The 17001-nt window shown below is 60.1% G+C and carries 17 protein-coding genes; 5 read left to right on the top strand and 12 right to left on the bottom strand.

Annotated elements, in window-relative coordinates:
* Positions 1-149 precede the first annotated feature (149 nt).
* The 4 genes from IB266_RS25790 to IB266_RS25775 form a co-directional block, all read right to left on the bottom strand.
* The gene (locus tag IB266_RS25790; protein WP_192263257.1) at positions 150-1598 is read right to left on the bottom strand and encodes a carotenoid oxygenase family protein; all 1449 of its coding nucleotides are present in this window, start codon (positions 1596-1598) and stop codon (positions 150-152) included.
* Between the two features lie 35 nt (positions 1599-1633).
* The gene (locus IB266_RS25785; protein ID WP_192263255.1) at positions 1634-2815 is read right to left on the bottom strand and encodes an MFS transporter; all 1182 of its coding nucleotides are present in this window, start codon (positions 2813-2815) and stop codon (positions 1634-1636) included.
* Between the two features lie 55 nt (positions 2816-2870).
* A complete protein-coding gene (locus IB266_RS25780) occupies positions 2871-3863 on the bottom strand; it encodes a transporter (RefSeq protein WP_192263253.1) in 993 nt (330 codons plus the stop codon).
* A gap of 144 nt (positions 3864-4007) precedes the next feature.
* Positions 4008-4628 (bottom strand): TetR/AcrR family transcriptional regulator, encoded by a 621-nt coding sequence (locus IB266_RS25775; protein ID WP_192263251.1) that lies wholly within the window; start codon positions 4626-4628, stop codon positions 4008-4010.
* 163 nt (positions 4629-4791) lie between these two features.
* Between IB266_RS25775 and IB266_RS25770 the strand changes: the two genes are divergently transcribed.
* Complete coding sequence (locus tag IB266_RS25770) at positions 4792-5232, top strand: hotdog fold domain-containing protein (RefSeq protein ID WP_192263249.1); 441 nt, start codon at positions 4792-4794, stop codon at positions 5230-5232.
* Between the two features lie 83 nt (positions 5233-5315).
* Here IB266_RS25770 and IB266_RS25765 read toward each other — a convergent pair whose 3' ends face one another.
* The 5 genes from IB266_RS25765 to choW all read right to left on the bottom strand — a co-directional run bounded on the left by IB266_RS25765 (position 5316) and on the right by choW (position 10894).
* Positions 5316-6452 carry a hybrid-cluster NAD(P)-dependent oxidoreductase gene (locus IB266_RS25765; protein ID WP_192263247.1) on the bottom strand — a complete coding sequence of 379 codons (1137 nt, stop codon included), beginning with the start codon at positions 6450-6452 and terminating at the stop codon, positions 5316-5318.
* Between the two features lie 9 nt (positions 6453-6461).
* The gene (locus tag IB266_RS25760) at positions 6462-7718 is read right to left on the bottom strand and encodes an aromatic ring-hydroxylating oxygenase subunit alpha (RefSeq protein ID WP_192263245.1); all 1257 of its coding nucleotides are present in this window, start codon (positions 7716-7718) and stop codon (positions 6462-6464) included.
* Between the two features lie 139 nt (positions 7719-7857).
* Entirely contained in the window at positions 7858-8796 is a 939-nt protein-coding gene (locus IB266_RS25755) for a LysR substrate-binding domain-containing protein (RefSeq protein ID WP_192263243.1), read from the bottom strand.
* A 29-nt stretch (positions 8797-8825) separates the two neighbouring features.
* A complete protein-coding gene (gene choV, locus IB266_RS25750; protein WP_192263240.1) occupies positions 8826-10049 on the bottom strand; it encodes a choline ABC transporter ATP-binding protein in 1224 nt (407 codons plus the stop codon).
* Positions 10046-10894 (bottom strand): choline ABC transporter permease subunit, encoded by an 849-nt coding sequence (gene choW / locus IB266_RS25745; protein WP_192263238.1) that lies wholly within the window; start codon positions 10892-10894, stop codon positions 10046-10048. The genes choV and choW overlap by 4 nt, the downstream gene beginning before the upstream one ends.
* Before the next feature lie 158 nt (positions 10895-11052).
* Between choW and IB266_RS25740 the strand changes: the two genes are divergently transcribed.
* The 3 genes from IB266_RS25740 to IB266_RS25730 all read left to right on the top strand — a co-directional run bounded on the left by IB266_RS25740 (position 11053) and on the right by IB266_RS25730 (position 12968).
* On the top strand, positions 11053-11352 hold the full coding sequence (locus IB266_RS25740; RefSeq protein WP_146042640.1) for a hypothetical protein: 300 nt from the start codon (positions 11053-11055) through the stop codon (positions 11350-11352).
* Between the two features lie 136 nt (positions 11353-11488).
* On the top strand, positions 11489-12193 hold the full coding sequence (locus IB266_RS25735; protein ID WP_060738128.1) for a TetR/AcrR family transcriptional regulator: 705 nt from the start codon (positions 11489-11491) through the stop codon (positions 12191-12193).
* Positions 12183-12968 carry a pyrroline-5-carboxylate reductase family protein gene (locus IB266_RS25730; protein WP_192263237.1) on the top strand — a complete coding sequence of 262 codons (786 nt, stop codon included), beginning with the start codon at positions 12183-12185 and terminating at the stop codon, positions 12966-12968. The genes IB266_RS25735 and IB266_RS25730 overlap by 11 nt, the downstream gene beginning before the upstream one ends.
* 88 nt (positions 12969-13056) lie before the next feature.
* Here the strand turns inward: IB266_RS25730 and IB266_RS25725 are convergent, their stop codons facing one another.
* The gene (locus IB266_RS25725; RefSeq protein WP_060738126.1) at positions 13057-13578 is read right to left on the bottom strand and encodes a DUF4142 domain-containing protein; all 522 of its coding nucleotides are present in this window, start codon (positions 13576-13578) and stop codon (positions 13057-13059) included.
* Positions 13579-13795: 217 nt separating this feature from the next.
* Between IB266_RS25725 and IB266_RS25720 the strand changes: the two genes are divergently transcribed.
* Complete coding sequence (locus IB266_RS25720) at positions 13796-14038, top strand: YdcH family protein (protein ID WP_060738125.1); 243 nt, start codon at positions 13796-13798, stop codon at positions 14036-14038.
* 209 nt (positions 14039-14247) lie between these two features.
* On the opposite strand, the gene IB266_RS25715 is transcribed toward IB266_RS25720, so the two are convergent.
* A complete protein-coding gene (locus IB266_RS25715) occupies positions 14248-15111 on the bottom strand; it encodes a LysR family transcriptional regulator (protein WP_014338666.1) in 864 nt (287 codons plus the stop codon).
* A gap of 64 nt (positions 15112-15175) precedes the next feature.
* Entirely contained in the window at positions 15176-16894 is a 1719-nt protein-coding gene (locus IB266_RS25710; RefSeq protein ID WP_192263235.1) for a hydrogenase maturation protein, read from the bottom strand.
* Positions 16895-17001: the final 107 nt, after the last annotated feature.

Below are 17001 nucleotides of genomic sequence, written 5' to 3'. Positions count from 1 at the left end.
GCGCAAAGGCTCTGAACGTGTGGGAGCGAGCTTGCTCGCGATGAGGCCAGCCAAGTTCAATACTCATGTAACTGAACCGCCGCCATCGCGAGCAAGCTCGCTCCCACAGGGATTGTGCTTAATTGACGGGCATCAGGGCCCGATGCCAATCAATCGCTTGGTGCCCAGCAGCCATGCAGCGACATGCGCATCCGGAAGGGAATCCTGATCCGGGCAATGGGACCGCTGGCCATGTCACGGGTGTCCAGCACCACCAGTTCACTGCGCCCTTCGGCAATGAGGTTGAGCATGGCAACCACGTAGCCATCGGCTTCTTCTGCATCCGCCGAGCGCGGTATGAAGATGGGTTCCTGGAAGCATCCGCTGTCGCCGGGAAACCAGGCGTCGGTGCGGCCTGTCTGCAGGTCCAGGTGCGCCAGCAGGTTGAAAAACTGGAAGGGCATCGGCCCATTCGCCGGGTTGTAAGGCCGCTCAGGATCAAAGGCGAGCAGGAACCCATGCCGGTATTTTCGACCGATGTAGCGATCATCACACCGTGGAAACTCGCAGGGATATTCCGTCAGTGGCTGCGGTTGAACGTCCTCCTGCGTGCCATTCAGGTCGAAGGTCCAGCGCATCAGGCTGGCGGCCAGGGTTTCAGGCGGTGGTACGTAGCCGTCGGCCTGGGGGAAGAAGTAGAAAATATTCCCGCCGGTGACCGGCATGTCCACATACACCTTGCCGCCTTCATCGAACGCATTGAGCGTATGCCCCTGGAAACCGTCCTTGGGCCCCTTGAACCAACGCACATCTTGCCCGCGCCCGTTGCGCGGCACGATGGCGAACAGCTGAGGCAGGTCGGGTTGCCACTGGAAATGCGGCCCGCCGTTTTTCATGCGCTCGACGTCAACCGTCAACGGAATCAATGGGAACACCACGTACCGTTCGGTCACCGCGAAATCATGCACCATCGCCGCATAAGGGGCCTGGAACCAGATCTCGTGCAGCAGCTTTCCATCCGGCGAGATCTCGAAGTAGGCCAGGTCGGGCGTACCGTCGCCTTTGGCCTCATAACTGCAGGCCAGCAGGTTGCCTGTCACCGGATCGAGCTTGGGGTGGGCGGTGAACGTCGCGGCTTTGATCTGCCCATCAAAGGTCCATTCGCCGAGGGTCTCCAGGGTTTCGAGATCCATCGCCCAAGGCAGGGCATCTTCCTTGAGTGCCAACAGGACGCCGTTGTGAGGGATAACGGTGGTGTTGGCGGTGGTGTTGTTTTTTGCCGCGAGGGGGTCATTGGTGTAGACGTTTCGATAGATGCCGTTGAGCGAACGACCTTCACGGCGCTGGGCCAACAGGCGATCGGTCTTCACGTAGCGGCGTCGCATCGAGACTTTGCCATTGGCAAAGTTGAAGCGGCTAACCATGCCGTCGCCGTTGAAAAAAATGTCGTTACCCAGCATGGGGGGGTACTGCGGGTCTGGCGCCACCTGATAAAACGTCCCACAGATCGAAGCAGGCAGGATGCCTTCGATCTCAAGATCGAACACCTCTGCTTCCACGCGACTGGGCGTGTAGAGAGCACCGGAAAATTCAGGGGTTTGAGGGAATGGAATACTCATCAGGCAATCTCGTCAATGTGCGGTGTCGTTCAGGTTCAGGCCGATTGCGGGGACATCGCCGGTCCGGAAGGCTTCACGCTGCAGCGAAAGCGTGCAACTACCAGGCACGAGATCACCAAGGCTAGCAGATAGGCTGAGGCGGCCAGCCATCCGACCGCGCGGAAGTGTCCCTCGCCCACGACCAGTGCGGCGCCAAACGGGCCGAGTCCCTGGCCGATGAAAATCGCAGCGTTACCCAGGCCTGCCAATCGGCCGGAAGGGTCCAGTTCCGCCGCCATGGAAAGCAGGTAGGGCAGGCTGAAAAACCAGACCATATGGATCAGGCAGGCCGTGGTGATAAAGGCAACGGGGCTGGTGCCATAGACCATGATCAAGGTCGCCAGCAATGCCGTGCCGAAGCTCAACAGTTGCGGAAACAGCAGGCCCAGGCGTCGTCCGATCAGCCCGGCCAGCCCGGCGCCAAGGGCACCGGCAAGGATGCTGCCGCCGAGGATGCCGCCAATCTGCTGGGGCTCCAGGCCGATGCTCTTGCCGATGCGTTCCTGGTACACCCACAGTGCCGAGTGGCCGAAGAACAGCAGGGCAAACAGCAGGATCAACAGCATGGCGGTGAGACCGAATGGCTGGATCGAGCCATTGGCCGCGTGATGTGCTTGCGGGTAGTGCTTGGGCACTCTCCAGCAACCCAGCGCTGCGAGCACGCTGGTGATCGCCAACAGGGAAAACGCGCCATTCACGCCAAATGTTTGGAGGACCCGCGGCATGGAGGTCACCAGCAGCATGCCCCACAGCAGGTTGCCGATATTGATGACCGCGAAGGTCGCATCCTTGGAGGTGCGCAGCGCTGCGGTGGCATAGACCACCGCCATGACCGCGCCGCCGCTGGCGCCGCAGATCATCCTGGAAATGACCAGTCCGGTCTGGCTGTGCAGTTGTGTGCTGGCCAGGTTACCTAATGCCAGGATCAACAAGGCCACCAGGGCGAAGCGGCGCCGGTCGACGCTCGCCATGAACAGGGCGCAGGCTCCGCAAGCGATGGCCATCGCCATGAGTTCCGCGGCGAAGATAGCGCCGATTGCATTGAGCGGCAGGCCGAGCTGGTCGATCAGGGCACCGCCCAGGATCGGCTGGATCTGTAGCGTCCCCAGGGAAATGACCATCATCAGGCAGATGGCGCCCAGTGATTTTTTGCTATCGATGGAGTCGAGTGCGTTCATGAAGCATCACCTCAGGTAAAGAGCCTGCTCATACGTGAGCCGGCCTACACGTCAATCAGAACTTGTGAACGTAGCGAACCTGCACCTGGTAATCCGCTCGGGAGCGATTCTCGACGCCGGTTTCTTTATAGGTGTTGAGCCAGAAGGCTTTGTCTTCGGTGATTTTCCAGAACAGGCCCGGGCCAAAGCCCAGCACCTTTTCCCGGGAGTCGGTCAGGGTGTTGCCGTTGACCTTGTCATCCGAAATCTGCCGGAAGTAGTAACCGTTGATGCCGACCGAGACCTTCGGAAACACTTCGTACGAGGCGGTGAAGTTGGCCCATGCCGACTGTCCTGACTGGGTGTCGTGCACCGTTTGCCCTTCAAAGAACTGCTGCGAACTGCTCGCCGGATCGTCGTTCTTGAAGTTGTACAGATAGTTCAGCCTCCAACTCACTTCCCAACGGGGTGCCGGCATCCAGGTCGCTGCCCAGTAGGGGTTCAGGGAGAAGTGGTTGGAGCCAGGGTTCAGGTCTTTGTCTTTGTCGTACTTGCCTGTTGGCAGGAGGGTGTCGAAGGCCATGCGCTGCACGAAAACCGGCCGGCCGCTGGCGTCGACGATCGGATCGAACTGGATCTGTGGCCCGACCGTGACATCGCCCAGACCGGTAGCGTTGTCCTTGAGCTTGGCCCCGTTGTCGCCGAAGTCGCCATCCAGGGAAACGACGGGTACCAACAGGCTCCAACCCAGGTGTGCCCCTCCCGCGAAGGTGTCGGGTGAGTAGTAGCTCAACTGATTGATCATCGTGATGACGTTGATCTTCGGGTCATCGAAGGCGCCGTTTTTCTTGCCGCCGTTGGTCCTGATGCTACTGGCGGTGCTGAACTTCAGGTAGGTCTGGTGAGTCAGCCCGGGTGGCCCCGCAAACCCGTCGTAGAAGCTGGTGCCGCCCAGGTTGATACCGCTGGGTTGGCTTACGGAAGGTGGTGGAGGGCCATCGGCGGCATGGGCGGCAAATGACGCGAAGCTGAGTGCCAGGCACGCTGGCAGGGATTTGGTCAGGCTCATTGAAGTGGCTCTATTCTTGGAATTGTGAGCGGGGGAATGTCCCCTGGCACTTCGACTTTAAGTCCCGGTGGTGGGTGATGCTTGAGCGCAACGGCCAGAGTTGACTGGGAGCGCCATTAACCGGGAGAAACGGGAGCGAGCTGCTCAGCCGCCAGCGCCAACGGCGCGCCAGGCGGCCTCGGCCAACTGCTGCCGGTAGTCTTCAGGGCTGCGTTTGACGCGGGCCGAGAGCCAGGCGCGGCAGTAGCTCTCCGCCGAACCGATGATCAGTGACGGGATCAGCTCGAAAGGCAGGTCCTGCAAATCCTGCTGGTGGGCCGGGTCGCTGAACCATTTTTTGAGCTCGGCGTTCCTGGCCAGATTCGCCTCGGCGAGCCGTTCGTTGAAGCTGCTGCGCGCGACCGCAAAGCGCGCCTGGTACTGGAACCGCGCCCAATCGGGTTGGCTGACTACCCAATCGACGTAGCTGAACACCAGGGCATGCACCCACTCCTGGGTCGACGTGACAGCGCCAAGGTAGCTGTCCCTGAGCCGCGCCTGATCGTCCAGGGCGGTCATGTACAACGCCGCGACCAAGCCTTCCTTGTTTTCGAAATGGTGATAAATGGCCCCCACGCTCATCTGGCTTTCGGCACGGATGATATCGATGGTGGTCGCTTCTATGCCCTGTTGGTTGAACAGCGCCAGGGCACATCGGAGGATGTGTCGCTTGGACTCGGCACGACGCCCTGGGTAGCAGCGCTCGAGGAGATCGACAGGTTCCATTTTTCGGCCCAGGCAAAAAGTGGCCATGGTAATTGAAACGAAGGCTCGGCACGAGCGGTTGACAGGGTGGACATTTACAGAATACTGTTCTGTAACAGAATAATATTCTGTAAAAGAGTAATGTTCTGTTCATGACCCCAGCCCACCTGACCAGAGATACCCCATGAGCCAGACTCTCAGCATGTACCAAAGCGTTGGTCCGTCCGCGTTCAGCAATATGGCCTGCCAGATGGCACCGTACTTCGGCACCATCAACCCGGAGATTTCGGTGTTGGCCCCCGGCCGCAGTGAGGTGAAGGTGCCGTTCCGCAAGGAAATCACCAATCACCTGGCGTCCGTTCATGCGATCGCGTTGTGCAACGCGGCAGAACTGGCGGGCGGCATGATGACCGAGGTGTCCATCCCTGGCGGGGCTCGTTGGATTCCCAAAGGCATGACCGTCGAATACCTGGCCAAGGCCAAGACATCCATCCACGCCATTGCCGACGGTAGCGACATCGACTGGCAGACCTCGGGGGACAAGGTTGTCCCGGTCGAGATCTTCGACGAGGGCGGCGTGAAAGTCTTCACGGCGCGCATCACCATGAATGTAAAACTCGGCTAGGTCGCCTGGCACATCAGGCATCGACCGTTTCCGCCAGAGGCGCCATCAGCCACTGGCGGAAACGGCTGATGCATGAGGCAAGGCTAAAGATCAAGGACCAGATCAGAAGTGGGTTTGCTGCAGCACAGCAAGCGCAGGCCTTTGTCGATTTCCCGCTGCCTGATACCGCCGTTGTGATGCATGTCCACCGTGCCCTGGAGCAGGGCCGTCTTGCAGGTGCCACAAATACCCTGGCTGCAGGAGGAGGGCACGATCGCGCCGGCTTTCCTGGCGGCAGACAGCACGGTCTGATTGCCCGGCATGCTGAACGTCTTGCCCGACCGCGACAGGGTCACGGTGAAGACGTCCTGTTGATTGAGCGAAGCCGCCTGCTCGATCAACGGTTCTTCATTCAGTGCGGCGATGTCGAAGCTTTCCTGGTGGTAGTGGGCGAAATCGAATGCCGCTTCCCTGAGCAGCGACTTGACCGCTTCCATGTAACCCTGGGGACCGCAGGTGAAGATTTCCCGTTCCTGGTAGTCCGGCACGTGCTGGCTCAACAACGACAAGTCGAGCCGGCCTATCGGTTGCTGCCATTGAGCGGTGTCGCCGAGACCTTCGCAAACACTGATGACCCGCAACCCCGGCATGGCGGCCTGCATGCGCGTCAGTTCCGTGTGGAAGATGATGTCGGTGGGCGTGCGGGCGCTGTGCACGAAAACGATGTCGAGGTTGCCGGCCATGTCGCACGCGGCCCGGGTCATCGACATCAGCGGCGTTACACCGGAACCGGCGGACAGGTACAACAACTTGGTCGCCGGATGGCCGACCGGTGTGAAGCTGCCCGCCGGGCCGCAGGCCTTCAGGTTGTCGCCGGGCTTGAGGTGGTCATGCAGCCAGTTCGACACCGCGCCCCCCGGTACGCGCTTGACGGTAATGGAAAACGCAAACGGCCGGGTCGGGGAGGACGACAGGGTGTAGCAGCGGGCAACGGTCTGCCCGCCAATGACCGGTGAGATCGTGATGAATTGACCGGGCTCGAAGCTCAGGGCGCTGAAGTCCGCACAGCGAAAAATGAAGGTTTTGACGTCATGGGTTTCCTGGCGCACAGCGCAGCATTGCAGGGTTTTCTGTTCACCACTGTGCCATTGCGCGCCGAACGTGCCCCAGGTGGCCGGGTCGGTAAAACGCTGGAGCGCGCTGGCTCTTCCAGGGCGCGTCAGGTTTTCGTAAGTCGTCATGTTCATTCCTCACACGCCATGGGCGGCCAGACGCGCCGCGTACCAGCGAGAGAACTGGTCGACATAGGTTTCGGTGAAGGCCGAGAACGGCCCGGGCGTGTAGGCAGGATCCTGGGTGCCGCTGTGGGTGATGCCGACGAGGCTGGCGTCCTGCAGGTTGGTCGCGACCCAGACTTCGGTCAGCTTATCCACCTGGTAATCGACGCCTTCGACGGCATCGGCATGGACCAGCCATTTGGTGCGCACCAGAGTCTTATCGGGCGCCAGAGGGATGATGTAGGAGACCACGGCATGGTCGCTCATGATGTGGGTCCACGAGTTGTGCGTCCAAAGATGCACATCGCCCAAGTCGCGGCGCGTGAGCCCGCCAAACAGCCGGGTGCACGCCACGCGGGTGTCCAGGGTCTGGGATTCGCCGTTGCCGGCAATGGCCAGTCGCTGCGAGCGGAACTGGGTCACGGCGTCTTCACCCAGGTGTTCGACGGCATCGCAGATATAACCTTCGTGCTCCCAGTTGGCCTTGGTCTCGGCATTGCGGCGGTGATACTCCGCCAGCGCCTGGAGTGAATCCTCCCCCAGCCCGTCGGTGCAGAAACCGAAATCTTCGGGCAGGAAAGAGGCGGTCAATTCCGGGTGGGTGGCGGCGCAGTGATAACACTCGCGATTGTTCTCGATCACCAGTTTCCAATTGCCGTTCTCGATGATTTCCGATTCGTAGGCGATCTTGGAATGGGCGAGGTCATATTGGGCGAAACGCGGTGTCATGACCTGGTCAAGGTACAGGATGTCTTCCGGCGGTTCGTCGCCCAGGCAGACGAAGACATGGGGGCCGACGACCCGAGTGTGCACCGGGATCAGGCTTTTGCATTTAGGGTCGAAGTCCTGGCCCATGTGTGCCGCATGTTTCAGGCTACCGTCCAGATCGTAGGTCCACTGGTGATAGGGGCAGACCAGCATGCCCACCGTTGACTTGCCAGCCTGTTTCAAGCGCGCCCCGCGGTGCCGGCAAACGTTGCGAAACGCCTGCACATGCTCATCATCGTCGCGCACCAGGAGGATGGAGGATTTGCCGATATCGAGGGTGGAGACATCACCGGGTTCGGGGACGTCGCTGGTGACCCCCACCAGAATCCAATGTTTGGTGAAAAAGATATCGACGTCGGTTTCAAAAATATCCTGGCGACCGAACAAACCGCCCGGCATGCCATGGCCCGGCGTGCGGTCGGTCAGAAGTTCACGATGGGTCTTCACGGTATTAATTGTCATTATGGGTCTCGCTCAAACGCAAAGTTGATCAGGCGGCGAGTACAGTTTGGAAAGGTGGGATAAGACCGTCAACGCGCTTTATTTTCACGCTCGCATAACTTTGCGTTATGCGTAAAAGTGGTCTTTAACCTCTATTTAATCAATGGTTTAGATGGCTGTCATCGCGCAGCCAATCGATCAGTGCCTGGGTGATGGGCTCAAGTTTCCGACCGCTCGGAATAACCAGGTAATAAGCGTCTTTTGGCTTGACCACGTAGGGCGTAATCCTGATCAGTTCACCACTGTTGAGCCGGTACGCGATCAGCCGACTCCACCCCAGTGCAATGCCGTGGCCTTGAATAGCCGCCTCGATCGCATCGTTATAGGAACTGCAGCGAAAGGAATAGTTGAGCTTGGGGCGCATATCGCCCAGTTCCCGACACCAACGGTTCCAGGTCATCCAGCCTTCCAGGGTGGAGTCCGAATCAATCAGCGCCGTGTCCAGGAAATCGGTAACGGATGAAGGGGCTGCGTTGGCGCCAAGCCAGACCGGCGCGCAAACGGGAAAGACTTCTTCATCGAACAGGAAAACCGAGCTGCCATCCTCCCATTTCCCATTGCCGAAACGGATGGCCAGGTCGACGTCATCGCGGTATGAACTGGGCGAGACTTGTTGCGTCAGCAAGCGCAACTTCAACTTCGGTTGCAGGGTGCGCAGTGCAATCAACCGGGGGAGTATTCTCAAGTGAGAAAACGCTTCCGTGCAGGCGATGGTGATCTCCTGCTCACCAATGCCCTCGGCAATTTTGTCGAAGACACTGGCCATGCGATGAATGGACTCCGCGACGACCAGATGCAGGACATAGCCTTCGTGCGTCAGCTTGATCGACCGATGAAGGCGATGGAACAGCTTGGTCTCCAGGGTATCTTCCAGCAACCGGATCTGTTTGCTGACGGCGGCCTGCGTCACCCCCAGCTCTTGGGCGGCCAGGGTGAAACTGGCCAGCCGCGCCACGGCTTCGAACTCCAGCAACGCCGTCATCGACGGTATCAACCGCCGATAGCCCTTGACCTTCTTATCGATATCGCTGGGTTGCATAGGTATGTTCCAACGCCGTGCCGGGTGACTCACGCCACCGAAGATTCTCTTGCGGGTTCAGCAAGCACAGGGTGCGACAGGTTGTGCCCCAACAGTGCCCGATACAGTTCACCGTCGCCCAGAATGCCCAGGACAGTATCGGCCTCATCCCGCACGATCAAGGGATGGCCCGTTTCGTAGCGAATCTGCAGGGCGTCGCGCATGGTGGTGATCGGCGGCACGCAAGTCGGTTGTCGCGCCAAGGTGTCGATTCGCTCGGTCGGATTCCATGATTGGACGTGTGCGGCGCTGGCGCCTTTTCGAACGCTGCTCAGATGACGCTGCGGGTTCACCACCATCCACAGGTTTTGAGCCGTATCCAGGCAATATTCGTCGCGTGCCAAAACGCATTGGTCCAGTGGGGTCATCAAGCTTTTCGCGCACAGCACATTCAACGGGTTGGTGTGGGCGACGAAGTTGCGCACGTAGTCGTCGGCCGGGTTGAGCACGATCTCTTCGGGCGTGCTGTACTGGATGATCTTGCCGTCCTTCATGATGGCGATCCGCGTGCCCAGTTTCAGGGCTTCGTCCAGGTCATGGCTGACGAACACGATGGTCTTGTGCAGCTTGCGCTGCAGATCGAGCAACTCGTCCTGCAGGCCTTGGCGGATCAGCGGGTCGAGGGCCGAGAACGGTTCGTCCATCAGCAGGATGTCGGCGTCCATCGCCAGGGCGCGGGCCAGGCCGACCCGTTGTTGCATGCCGCCGGACAGTTCGTCGGGCTTCTTGTTGCGCCATTGGGTCAGGCCCACCAGTTCGAGCTTCTCATCCACCAGCTTGCGGCATTCCTTTTCCGACCGGCCCTGCATTTCCAGGCCGAAGCTGATGTTCTCGCGCACCGTCAGCCAAGGCATCAGGGCGAATTTCTGGAACACCATGGCGATGCGCTGGGTGCGCATCATCTTCAGTTCAGCGGGGGTGCAGGAAGCGATGTCGATCTGCCGGCCTTCGTGCTCGACGAACAACTTGCCACGGCTGACGGTGTTCAAGCCGTTGATGCAACGCAGCAGGCTGGATTTGCCAGAGCCGGACAGGCCCATGAGCACGCAGATCTCACCTTTGTTGATTTCCAGGTTGGCTTTCTCCACACCGACGATCAAACCGGATTTCTGAAGAATCTCCGGCCGCGAAAAGCCTTGGTCGAGTAGTTCCAGGGCGGGCTTCGGACGGGCGGCGAAGATGACGTCGACGTCTTCGAAACGGATGATGCTCATACGTCACCTCTTTTCACAGTTTCCCGTTGTTTGCAGATTCGATCGAGGATGATGGCCAGCAGGACGATCGCCAGGCCGGCTTCGAAGCCCATGGCGATATCGGCGGTGTTCAGTGCATTGACCACCGGTTTGCCCAGGCCATCGGCACCCACCAGCGCGGCGATCACCACCATCGACAACGACAGCATGATGCATTGGGTGATACCGGCCGCGATGCTGGGCATCGCATGGGGCAGTTCAATGCGCGACAGGAGTTGGCGACGGGAGCAGCCGAAGGCTTTGCCGGCGTCCATCAGTTCGTCCGGAACGTCGCGGATGCCCAGGTAGGTCAGGCGGATGGGCGCGGCAATCGCGAACACCACCGTGGAGATCAGGCCCGGGACCACACCCAGACCGAAAAGGGTCAGGGTAGGAATGAGGTAGACGAAGGTCGGTACGGTCTGCATCAGATCGAGCACCGGACGCATCAAGGTATAGAACATCGGCTTGTGCGCGGCGACAATGCCCAGCGGTACGCCGATGATCACGCATACGAATGTGGCGAACGTCACTTGGGCCAGGGTCTCCATGGTTTCCTGCCAGTAGCCGAGGTTGAATATCAGCAAGAATGAAAAGGCGACGAAAAGTGTCAGGCTGACCTTGCGTTGGATGTAATAAGCCAGGAGTGCAAATATCGCGATCAAAGCCAGGGGGTTGAACCACAGAAGGGCGTGCGTCAGCGCAGTGATGGTCCCGGACAACGCCAGGGATATAGCGTCGAATACGTCTGCGCCATGCTGCGTCAACCAATCGACATACCGGGCAATGATCTCGCCCAAGGGAAGTTTCTCTTGTGTAATCCACATATCACTAATCCGGCTGATGGAAGAAATGACTCGCGAACGCAACCACCCGGGCACAGGCGTGTACGGCTGATCCAATCGCACGGCGGGCCTGAAGTTCTGTTATCGCTGGGCGATGCGTTACCTGGCGGGGGCTAGGTTCTGTCCTGGCTGGAGCATCGATGACCTCGCTTCAAATGGTTGATATCTGTGGCCCAAGCGTTCGGGCAGCACAGAGCGCCTGCGCGCTGAACTCGCGTTGGCAGTTATCTGGATTTGGGCAGTGGGTGACAGATGAAGGGTATGACGAAGGCAGTCGTTCCGGCATTCTTTGGCCGGATGGCGAAGTTCTTTCAGCGGCGTTCAGCAAAAAAATCATAATGGCGGCTCGTTGTTGTTGTTTTAGAGTCCTTGCCTCTTGGAGATACAACCAGGCGCGCCTCACGGACATGTTGTTTCATGCCTGGGCCCGGCTTGTTTGATGGGAGCGGTGGTTGGATCTCCATGATGCTGGACTTTAAGTGCTCGAGACGGTCAAGTCAACAAAATGTACTCATGTGTACATTAAGGGATCATGAGAGTACATTTCTATCACGTATTTGAAGAGAGAGGCGCACGATGCCGCAGGTAGGGAAGGCCCGTAGTAAGGCCCAGGACGCAGGCTGGCGAGGCTCGCCGGAGGGCTGGCTGGAAGCGGCCTACGTGGCCCTGAAAGAGTCGGGCATCGATGCGGTCCGGGTCATGCCACTGGCCAAGCGCCTGGGTTTGTCACGCACCAGCTTCTACTGGTTTTTCGAGGACCGTGAGCAACTGCTGGCTGCTTTGCTGTCGCGTTGGCGGGAGACCAACACGGGGGGGCTGATCCGGCAAAGTGAAAGCTATGCCGAAAGCATTTCCGAGGCGATCCTGAATGTGTTCGAGTGCTGGCTCAACCCGCAATTGTTCGACTCGCAATTCGAGTTCGCCGTGCGCAGCTGGGCGCTTCAGTCTGCTGAAGTGGCCCAAGAGGTGGCGGTGGTGGACGAGCAGCGCATGAACGCCCTGGCGAACATGTTCAAGCGCTTTGGCTACGACAGCCAGGGGGCTGATGCGCGGGCCCGAACGATCTATCTGACGCAGATCGGCTACATCACCATGAACACGACAGAGTTGATCACCGTGCGCTTCCAGCGCATCCCGCATTACGTGAGCATCTTCACCGGCAAAGTCCCCAAGCAGCGTGAGCTGGATCGTTTCTACGGGAAGTTCGGTTATGCCGAAAAAGAGCCCGGGGTCTTTGTGCCCTTGACCGACACGTTCGAAGGTCACGGCGATGATCAATGAGACCCTTGGGATCATTGGCGGTACCGGTTGGTTGGGCGGCGCGATTGCCAAGGCAGTCCTGGCGAAGGAGCTGGTGCCGGCGGGCAACCTGATCATTTCCAATCGCTCGGGCAATCATCCGTTGGCTCAACAAGGTGCTTGCCTGGTCACGGACAACCAGGACCTGGTGGATCGCAGCGCCGTGGTGATCATTGCGGTTCGTCCCGAGCATTTCGCCAGCCTGGGCATCGATGCGACGGGTAAGACGGTGATCTCCCTGATGGCCGGGATCACCGCGCAGGCGATTGCAGCGCAGACTTCGGCTTCAGCGGTCGTGCGGGCGATGCCCAACGCGGCGGTGGAAATCGGACAGTCCTTTACGCCTTGGTATGGTTTTAGCGCGATAGCGCCGGCGACGAAAAGCCTCGTGCAGCAGCTGTTCGAGTGTGTGGGCACTGCGGCTGAGGTCGAAAAAGAAGATTTCATTGATTACCTCTCCGCGCTCTCGGGCACTGGCCCGGCCTTTCCGGCCTTGTTGATGACGGCGCTGGCCCATCAGGCGATGCTGGCCGGTATACCTGGCGACATCGCACAGTTGGCGGCGAAAAGTGTCGTGGTCGACAGCAGCCAGTTGCTGGCGAGTCGTGACGCCCAGCAGATGATCGACGCCTTGGTGGCTTACCGGGGTGTCACGGCCGTCGCCTTGCAGGTGATGAGCCGGGGGGATTTCGAAGAACAGGTGGGCAGGGCGTTGCAGGCGGGCGCTGCGGTTGCGCGCAAGGGGCTTGAGGCCTGATAAAAGTCCGGGGTACGAAAACGGCGCCTTCCCGTCTTGGGAGAAGCGCCGTTTTTCCTTGAACGAGCCTCAAGTAGCGGGTTTATCGTTACTTGCTTGGATGGGCCGCCTGGAGTTTCTTGGCTTCATCCAAGTGATGTTGCAGGTCCGGCAGCATCTTCTGGGCGAACGCCTTGAGTTCGGTGTTGCCGGCTTTCTTGTCGTCGGTCACGGTATTGGCTTCTTTCTTGAACAGGGCGATGGTTTCTTCGTGGGCCTTGACCTGGTTGTTGGCGAAGGCCGCATCAAAGGACTCATCGCGCACCTCGAGAATCTTCGCCTTGGCTTTCTTCATCAACGTGGTGTCGTCGGGCACTTCGATGTCATGTTTTTTCGCCAGCGTCTTCAGCTCTTCGTTGGCCTTGGTGTGGTCGGTGATCATCTTGTTGGCGAACGCCTTGATGTCCGCCGATTGGCTTTTTTCCAAGGCCAGTTTGCTGGTTTCGATTTCCGCGATGCCACCGACCGCCGCCTCGTCGACGAAGTCGTTGGAAGTCGCGGCCCAGGCCATGCCCATGCTGGTGCTCAGGGCGACTGCCAGGCCAAGTTGACGCAGGATGAATTTGTCCATAAGTGAGTCTCCATACAGGTTGAACGAGCGATTCTTGTCGTCTCTGATCAATGGAGGGTTGTGCCCGGGCAAAGGTTTGATCGCCAAGCGATCCGGTACGACGAACGGTCACCGCTGGTCGGATTTGCGGTCGACAGAACCCCGTTCAAGAGGCCATCCTGATAATCGACGGGCGTTGAAAGGACGCCTGCCACCGATCCATCAAAGGAGGTGTTCCATGCCGGTGTCTCACGATTTGTGCCAGGATCTCAACTACACAAAAGATCAAATCCAGCAAAAACGCAGCGAGAATCCAAGGCTCGACTCGTTACTTCAACAATACTCCCAACTTGATGCCAAGGTGGTCGATGCCGAGAAGCCGTCCTCCGCCGCGCTGCCCGCCGACGTTTTGGAGACGCTCAAGAAGAAGCGATTGCTGATCAAGGACGAGATCGTGGATCACATGCAGAGCGAGCCATAGAACCCGACCCTTCAAGAGCTTTTGTGTCCAGAGAGTGCTCCCGCTGGGTTGCGACTGTAGGAGCTGCCGAGTGCAACGAGGCTGCGATCTTTCCACTGGCGATTGAGTCGCAAGAGAAAGATCGCCTGCTTCGCCAGCGCCTGAAAAGCGGGAGCAATCCCAGGCCACGTCAGGTCCTCATCCCCGGGCAAATCTTGCTTGAGCAGCCGTCAGGTCAATGGATCCCAGCGCTGCGACCAGTCGCTGCCGGTCTTGACGATCTCTCGCAACACTTCGAATGCCTGCTGCAGCGCCGCTGAGTCCCGATCGCGGGAATAGACCAGGTAAGTCGGGTAATTGAATTCCGGTGCCTTGGGCACCCGTTCCAGGATTCCACTGTCCAGGTAGCTCTGCACGACTCGCGTGCGGAAGTAACCGCTGCCGCCGTTTTCCAGGATGTATTGCAGGGCCAGGGGGCCGAGGTTGAAGGTCACGGCAGCCTTGGCCTTGTCTGGCAGCGCGGTGTCGTGTTGGCGCCGGAAGTCCGCGCTCCAGTCGATGTAAACGTAGGGTTCGGGACGGGCGGCCAGGCGCACCAGGATGAGTTTTTCTTCCAGCAGTTGTTCTACCTGCAGGCGTGGCCAGTATTCGGGTTGATAGACCACCGCTGCATCCAGCAGGCCCAGTTCCAACTGTTGCAGCAGCTTCTCGCCGTCGCGGATGTCCATGCGCAGGGCGTGACCGGGGATCTTCTGGCGCAGTTCTCCGGCCCAGGCGAGCATCAAGGGGTTGCACAGGCTGACCTCGCCTCCCAGGTGCAGGACGTTGCGATAGCCCTCGGGCAGCGGCAGGTCCCGGCGGGCCGCTTCCCAGGTTTGCACCAGTTGGTTGGCGTAGACCACAAAGGCCTCGCCGTCGGCGGTCAAGCGCGCGCCGGCACGGTTGCGCACGAACAGCGCGCAGCCGAGCTGGCTTTCGAGCTTCTGGACCCGGGCGGTGATCGCCGTCTGGGTCACGTGCAGCTTTTCGGCGGCTGCGGCGAGGCTGCCGTGACGGACGATTTCCAGGAAAGTGCGGGCGAGGTCGATGTCCATGTTCAGGCCGATGCGGGGGAAGCGGGCATTGTAAGAGCTGCCAAGCCTTCCCCGATACCGGGAGTTACTGGACGGCTTGGGCCTGTCTTATCCGCGCCCAAGGTGCAACCAGGCGTTCGGGCGTACGGCAGGCCTTGTGCTTGAAGACGAAACGACGGCATTTGTCGGCGAAGCCGTGGCGATCGTCCACCATGTCGCGGCGCATCTGTGCGAGTTCGTCATCGCGACACGCCTGGATCGCCGACAGGCTCCGTTCGGCCTTGCGCATCCGGATGCTTTCATAGGTCGGATCGAGCAGCGCGCGGTTGGCTCGCTGCAGCAGCCACAGGCCGAACTCGTCGGGGCAACGTGGGCCGATCTCCTGGACCATGCCGTAGCGCAACGCCTGCAAGGCGCTGATGGGCAGGCAGTCCTGGGTGAGTTTCCAGGCCATGTCCGGACCGACCGCGCGGGGCAGGCTGTAGGTCCAGTATTCAGAGCCGTACAGGCCCATGGTCGCGTAGTGCGGGTTGAGCACGATGTCACGACGCGCCAGCACGATATCGGCGGCCAGGGCCAGCATCACACCGCCGGCCCCGGCGTTCCCCGTCAGACCGCTGACCACCAGTTGCCGGGCGCTGAACAGCTCCAGGCAGACGTCGTCGATGGCTTGTATGTTGGCCCAGGCTTCCAGGCCCGGTTCGGCGTCGGCCTGGATCACGTTCAGGTGCACGCCGTTGGAAAAGCTGCCGCGCCCACCACGGATCAACAGCACCTGGGTGTCCCGGGACTTGGCCCAGCGCAATGCCGCCACCAGGCGCTGGCATTGCTCAGTGCTCATCGCCCCGTTATAGAACTCGAACGTCAGCTCCCCGACATGGCCGCATTCGCGGTAACGAATGGGTTGATAGGGTTCGTCGCTGAACGGCTGCCGGCCCAGGGAACTGTCGAGCACCGGGATACCTTCGAGGCGGTTCGACAGTACATGGCGTGCCGGGCGCTTGAAGGTCTGTTCGCCGGGTTGCGGTTTGCGGCGCAGTGCGCCGATCCACAGGCTGGCATCCCCTGTCGCCACCAGCACCGCATCGTCACGCATGGCCAATAGCTCGCCGGGCAGGCCGCGGCGAACGTCCGGATGGGCGTCGTACAGGTAAAACTGTTCGCCGGCCAAGCTTGCGAGCACACCGGGCTGACCGTCCGCGGCGTCGATGCAGCGCTTGATGAAACCGCTGCTGTCGTGCCAGCTGAAGCTGCGATCGTCCTGGGTCATGTTCGGTTGCAGGCGCCCGATCACGTCATGGCGGCCATAGTCCAGTGGCACCGGGACGAAACCGTCATGGTATTTTTCCACGACCTCGCGGATGCAACGAATGGCCGCGTCGCTCACCGGGCCGTTGTACAGCTCCGATTTACGCAGGCCTTTGGGCAGGTCGAATTCCCACGTGGCCCACACGGGCCCGGCATCCATTTCCTCCAACGCCTGCAATGCGGTGACACCCCAGCGTTCGGGCTGCCGGGTGATCGCCCAGTCCAGGGCACTGGCACCGCGATCGCCGACAATCCCCGGATGAATGATCACCACCGGGCGCCGTGGGTTGCGCCACAACTGCTCGGGTACGCGGTCCTTGAGAAACGGGCAGATCACCAGGTCGGCGCCGCTTTCTTCGATTTGCCGGCAGACCGAGGCCGCATCGGTGAACAACACCATGCTGGGGCGATAACCGGCCTCGCGCAGGTCCAGCCAGGCGCGTTGGGTCAAGCCGTTGAATGCGCTGGACAGCAGAACGATCTTCAGTGGGGGCATAGGTCTCTCTTCCTTGAGATGAGCAGGCACAGGCTCCCGATGAGCCGTCCCTGGCCTTGATGGAAGCGCTACGTTAGCGGTTGAAGGACGAGCGGGAACTGACAGGG

Origin of the sequence: Pseudomonas sp. Pdm06 (assembly GCF_014851795.1) — a bacterium.
Taxonomy (GTDB): Bacteria; Pseudomonadota; Gammaproteobacteria; order Pseudomonadales; family Pseudomonadaceae; genus Aquipseudomonas; species Aquipseudomonas fluorescens_AA.
The sequence above is the reverse complement of the archived record's forward strand: the minus strand, read 5'-3'. Positions and strand labels throughout refer to the sequence as shown.

What these genes read in the sequence shown, in the direction of transcription:
- IB266_RS25785 (WP_192263255.1), bottom strand. Translation starts at nt 2,815, where the DNA reads ATGAACGCACTCGACTCCATCGATAGCAAAAAATCACTGGGCGCCATC.
- IB266_RS25760 (WP_192263245.1), bottom strand. Translation starts at nt 7,718, where the DNA reads ATGACAATTAATACCGTGAAGACCCATCGTGAACTTCTGACCGACCGC.
- choW (WP_192263238.1), bottom strand. Translation starts at nt 10,894, where the DNA reads ATGTGGATTACACAAGAGAAACTTCCCTTGGGCGAGATCATTGCCCGG.
- choV (WP_192263240.1), bottom strand. Translation starts at nt 10,049, where the DNA reads ATGAGCATCATCCGTTTCGAAGACGTCGACGTCATCTTCGCCGCCCGT.
- IB266_RS25775 (WP_192263251.1), bottom strand. Translation starts at nt 4,628, where the DNA reads ATGGAACCTGTCGATCTCCTCGAGCGCTGCTACCCAGGGCGTCGTGCC.
- IB266_RS25790 (WP_192263257.1), bottom strand. Translation starts at nt 1,598, where the DNA reads ATGAGTATTCCATTCCCTCAAACCCCTGAATTTTCCGGTGCTCTCTAC.
- IB266_RS25735 (WP_060738128.1), top strand. Translation starts at nt 11,489, where the DNA reads ATGCCGCAGGTAGGGAAGGCCCGTAGTAAGGCCCAGGACGCAGGCTGG.
- IB266_RS25730 (WP_192263237.1), top strand. Translation starts at nt 12,183, where the DNA reads ATGATCAATGAGACCCTTGGGATCATTGGCGGTACCGGTTGGTTGGGC.
- IB266_RS25765 (WP_192263247.1), bottom strand. Translation starts at nt 6,452, where the DNA reads ATGACGACTTACGAAAACCTGACGCGCCCTGGAAGAGCCAGCGCGCTC.
- IB266_RS25780 (WP_192263253.1), bottom strand. Translation starts at nt 3,863, where the DNA reads ATGAGCCTGACCAAATCCCTGCCAGCGTGCCTGGCACTCAGCTTCGCG.
- IB266_RS25715 (WP_014338666.1), bottom strand. Translation starts at nt 15,111, where the DNA reads ATGGACATCGACCTCGCCCGCACTTTCCTGGAAATCGTCCGTCACGGC.
- IB266_RS25770 (WP_192263249.1), top strand. Translation starts at nt 4,792, where the DNA reads ATGAGCCAGACTCTCAGCATGTACCAAAGCGTTGGTCCGTCCGCGTTC.
- IB266_RS25725 (WP_060738126.1), bottom strand. Translation starts at nt 13,578, where the DNA reads ATGGACAAATTCATCCTGCGTCAACTTGGCCTGGCAGTCGCCCTGAGC.
- IB266_RS25755 (WP_192263243.1), bottom strand. Translation starts at nt 8,796, where the DNA reads ATGCAACCCAGCGATATCGATAAGAAGGTCAAGGGCTATCGGCGGTTG.
- IB266_RS25720 (WP_060738125.1), top strand. Translation starts at nt 13,796, where the DNA reads ATGCCGGTGTCTCACGATTTGTGCCAGGATCTCAACTACACAAAAGAT.
- IB266_RS25710 (WP_192263235.1), bottom strand. Translation starts at nt 16,894, where the DNA reads ATGCCCCCACTGAAGATCGTTCTGCTGTCCAGCGCATTCAACGGCTTG.
- IB266_RS25740 (WP_146042640.1), top strand. Translation starts at nt 11,053, where the DNA reads ATGACCTCGCTTCAAATGGTTGATATCTGTGGCCCAAGCGTTCGGGCA.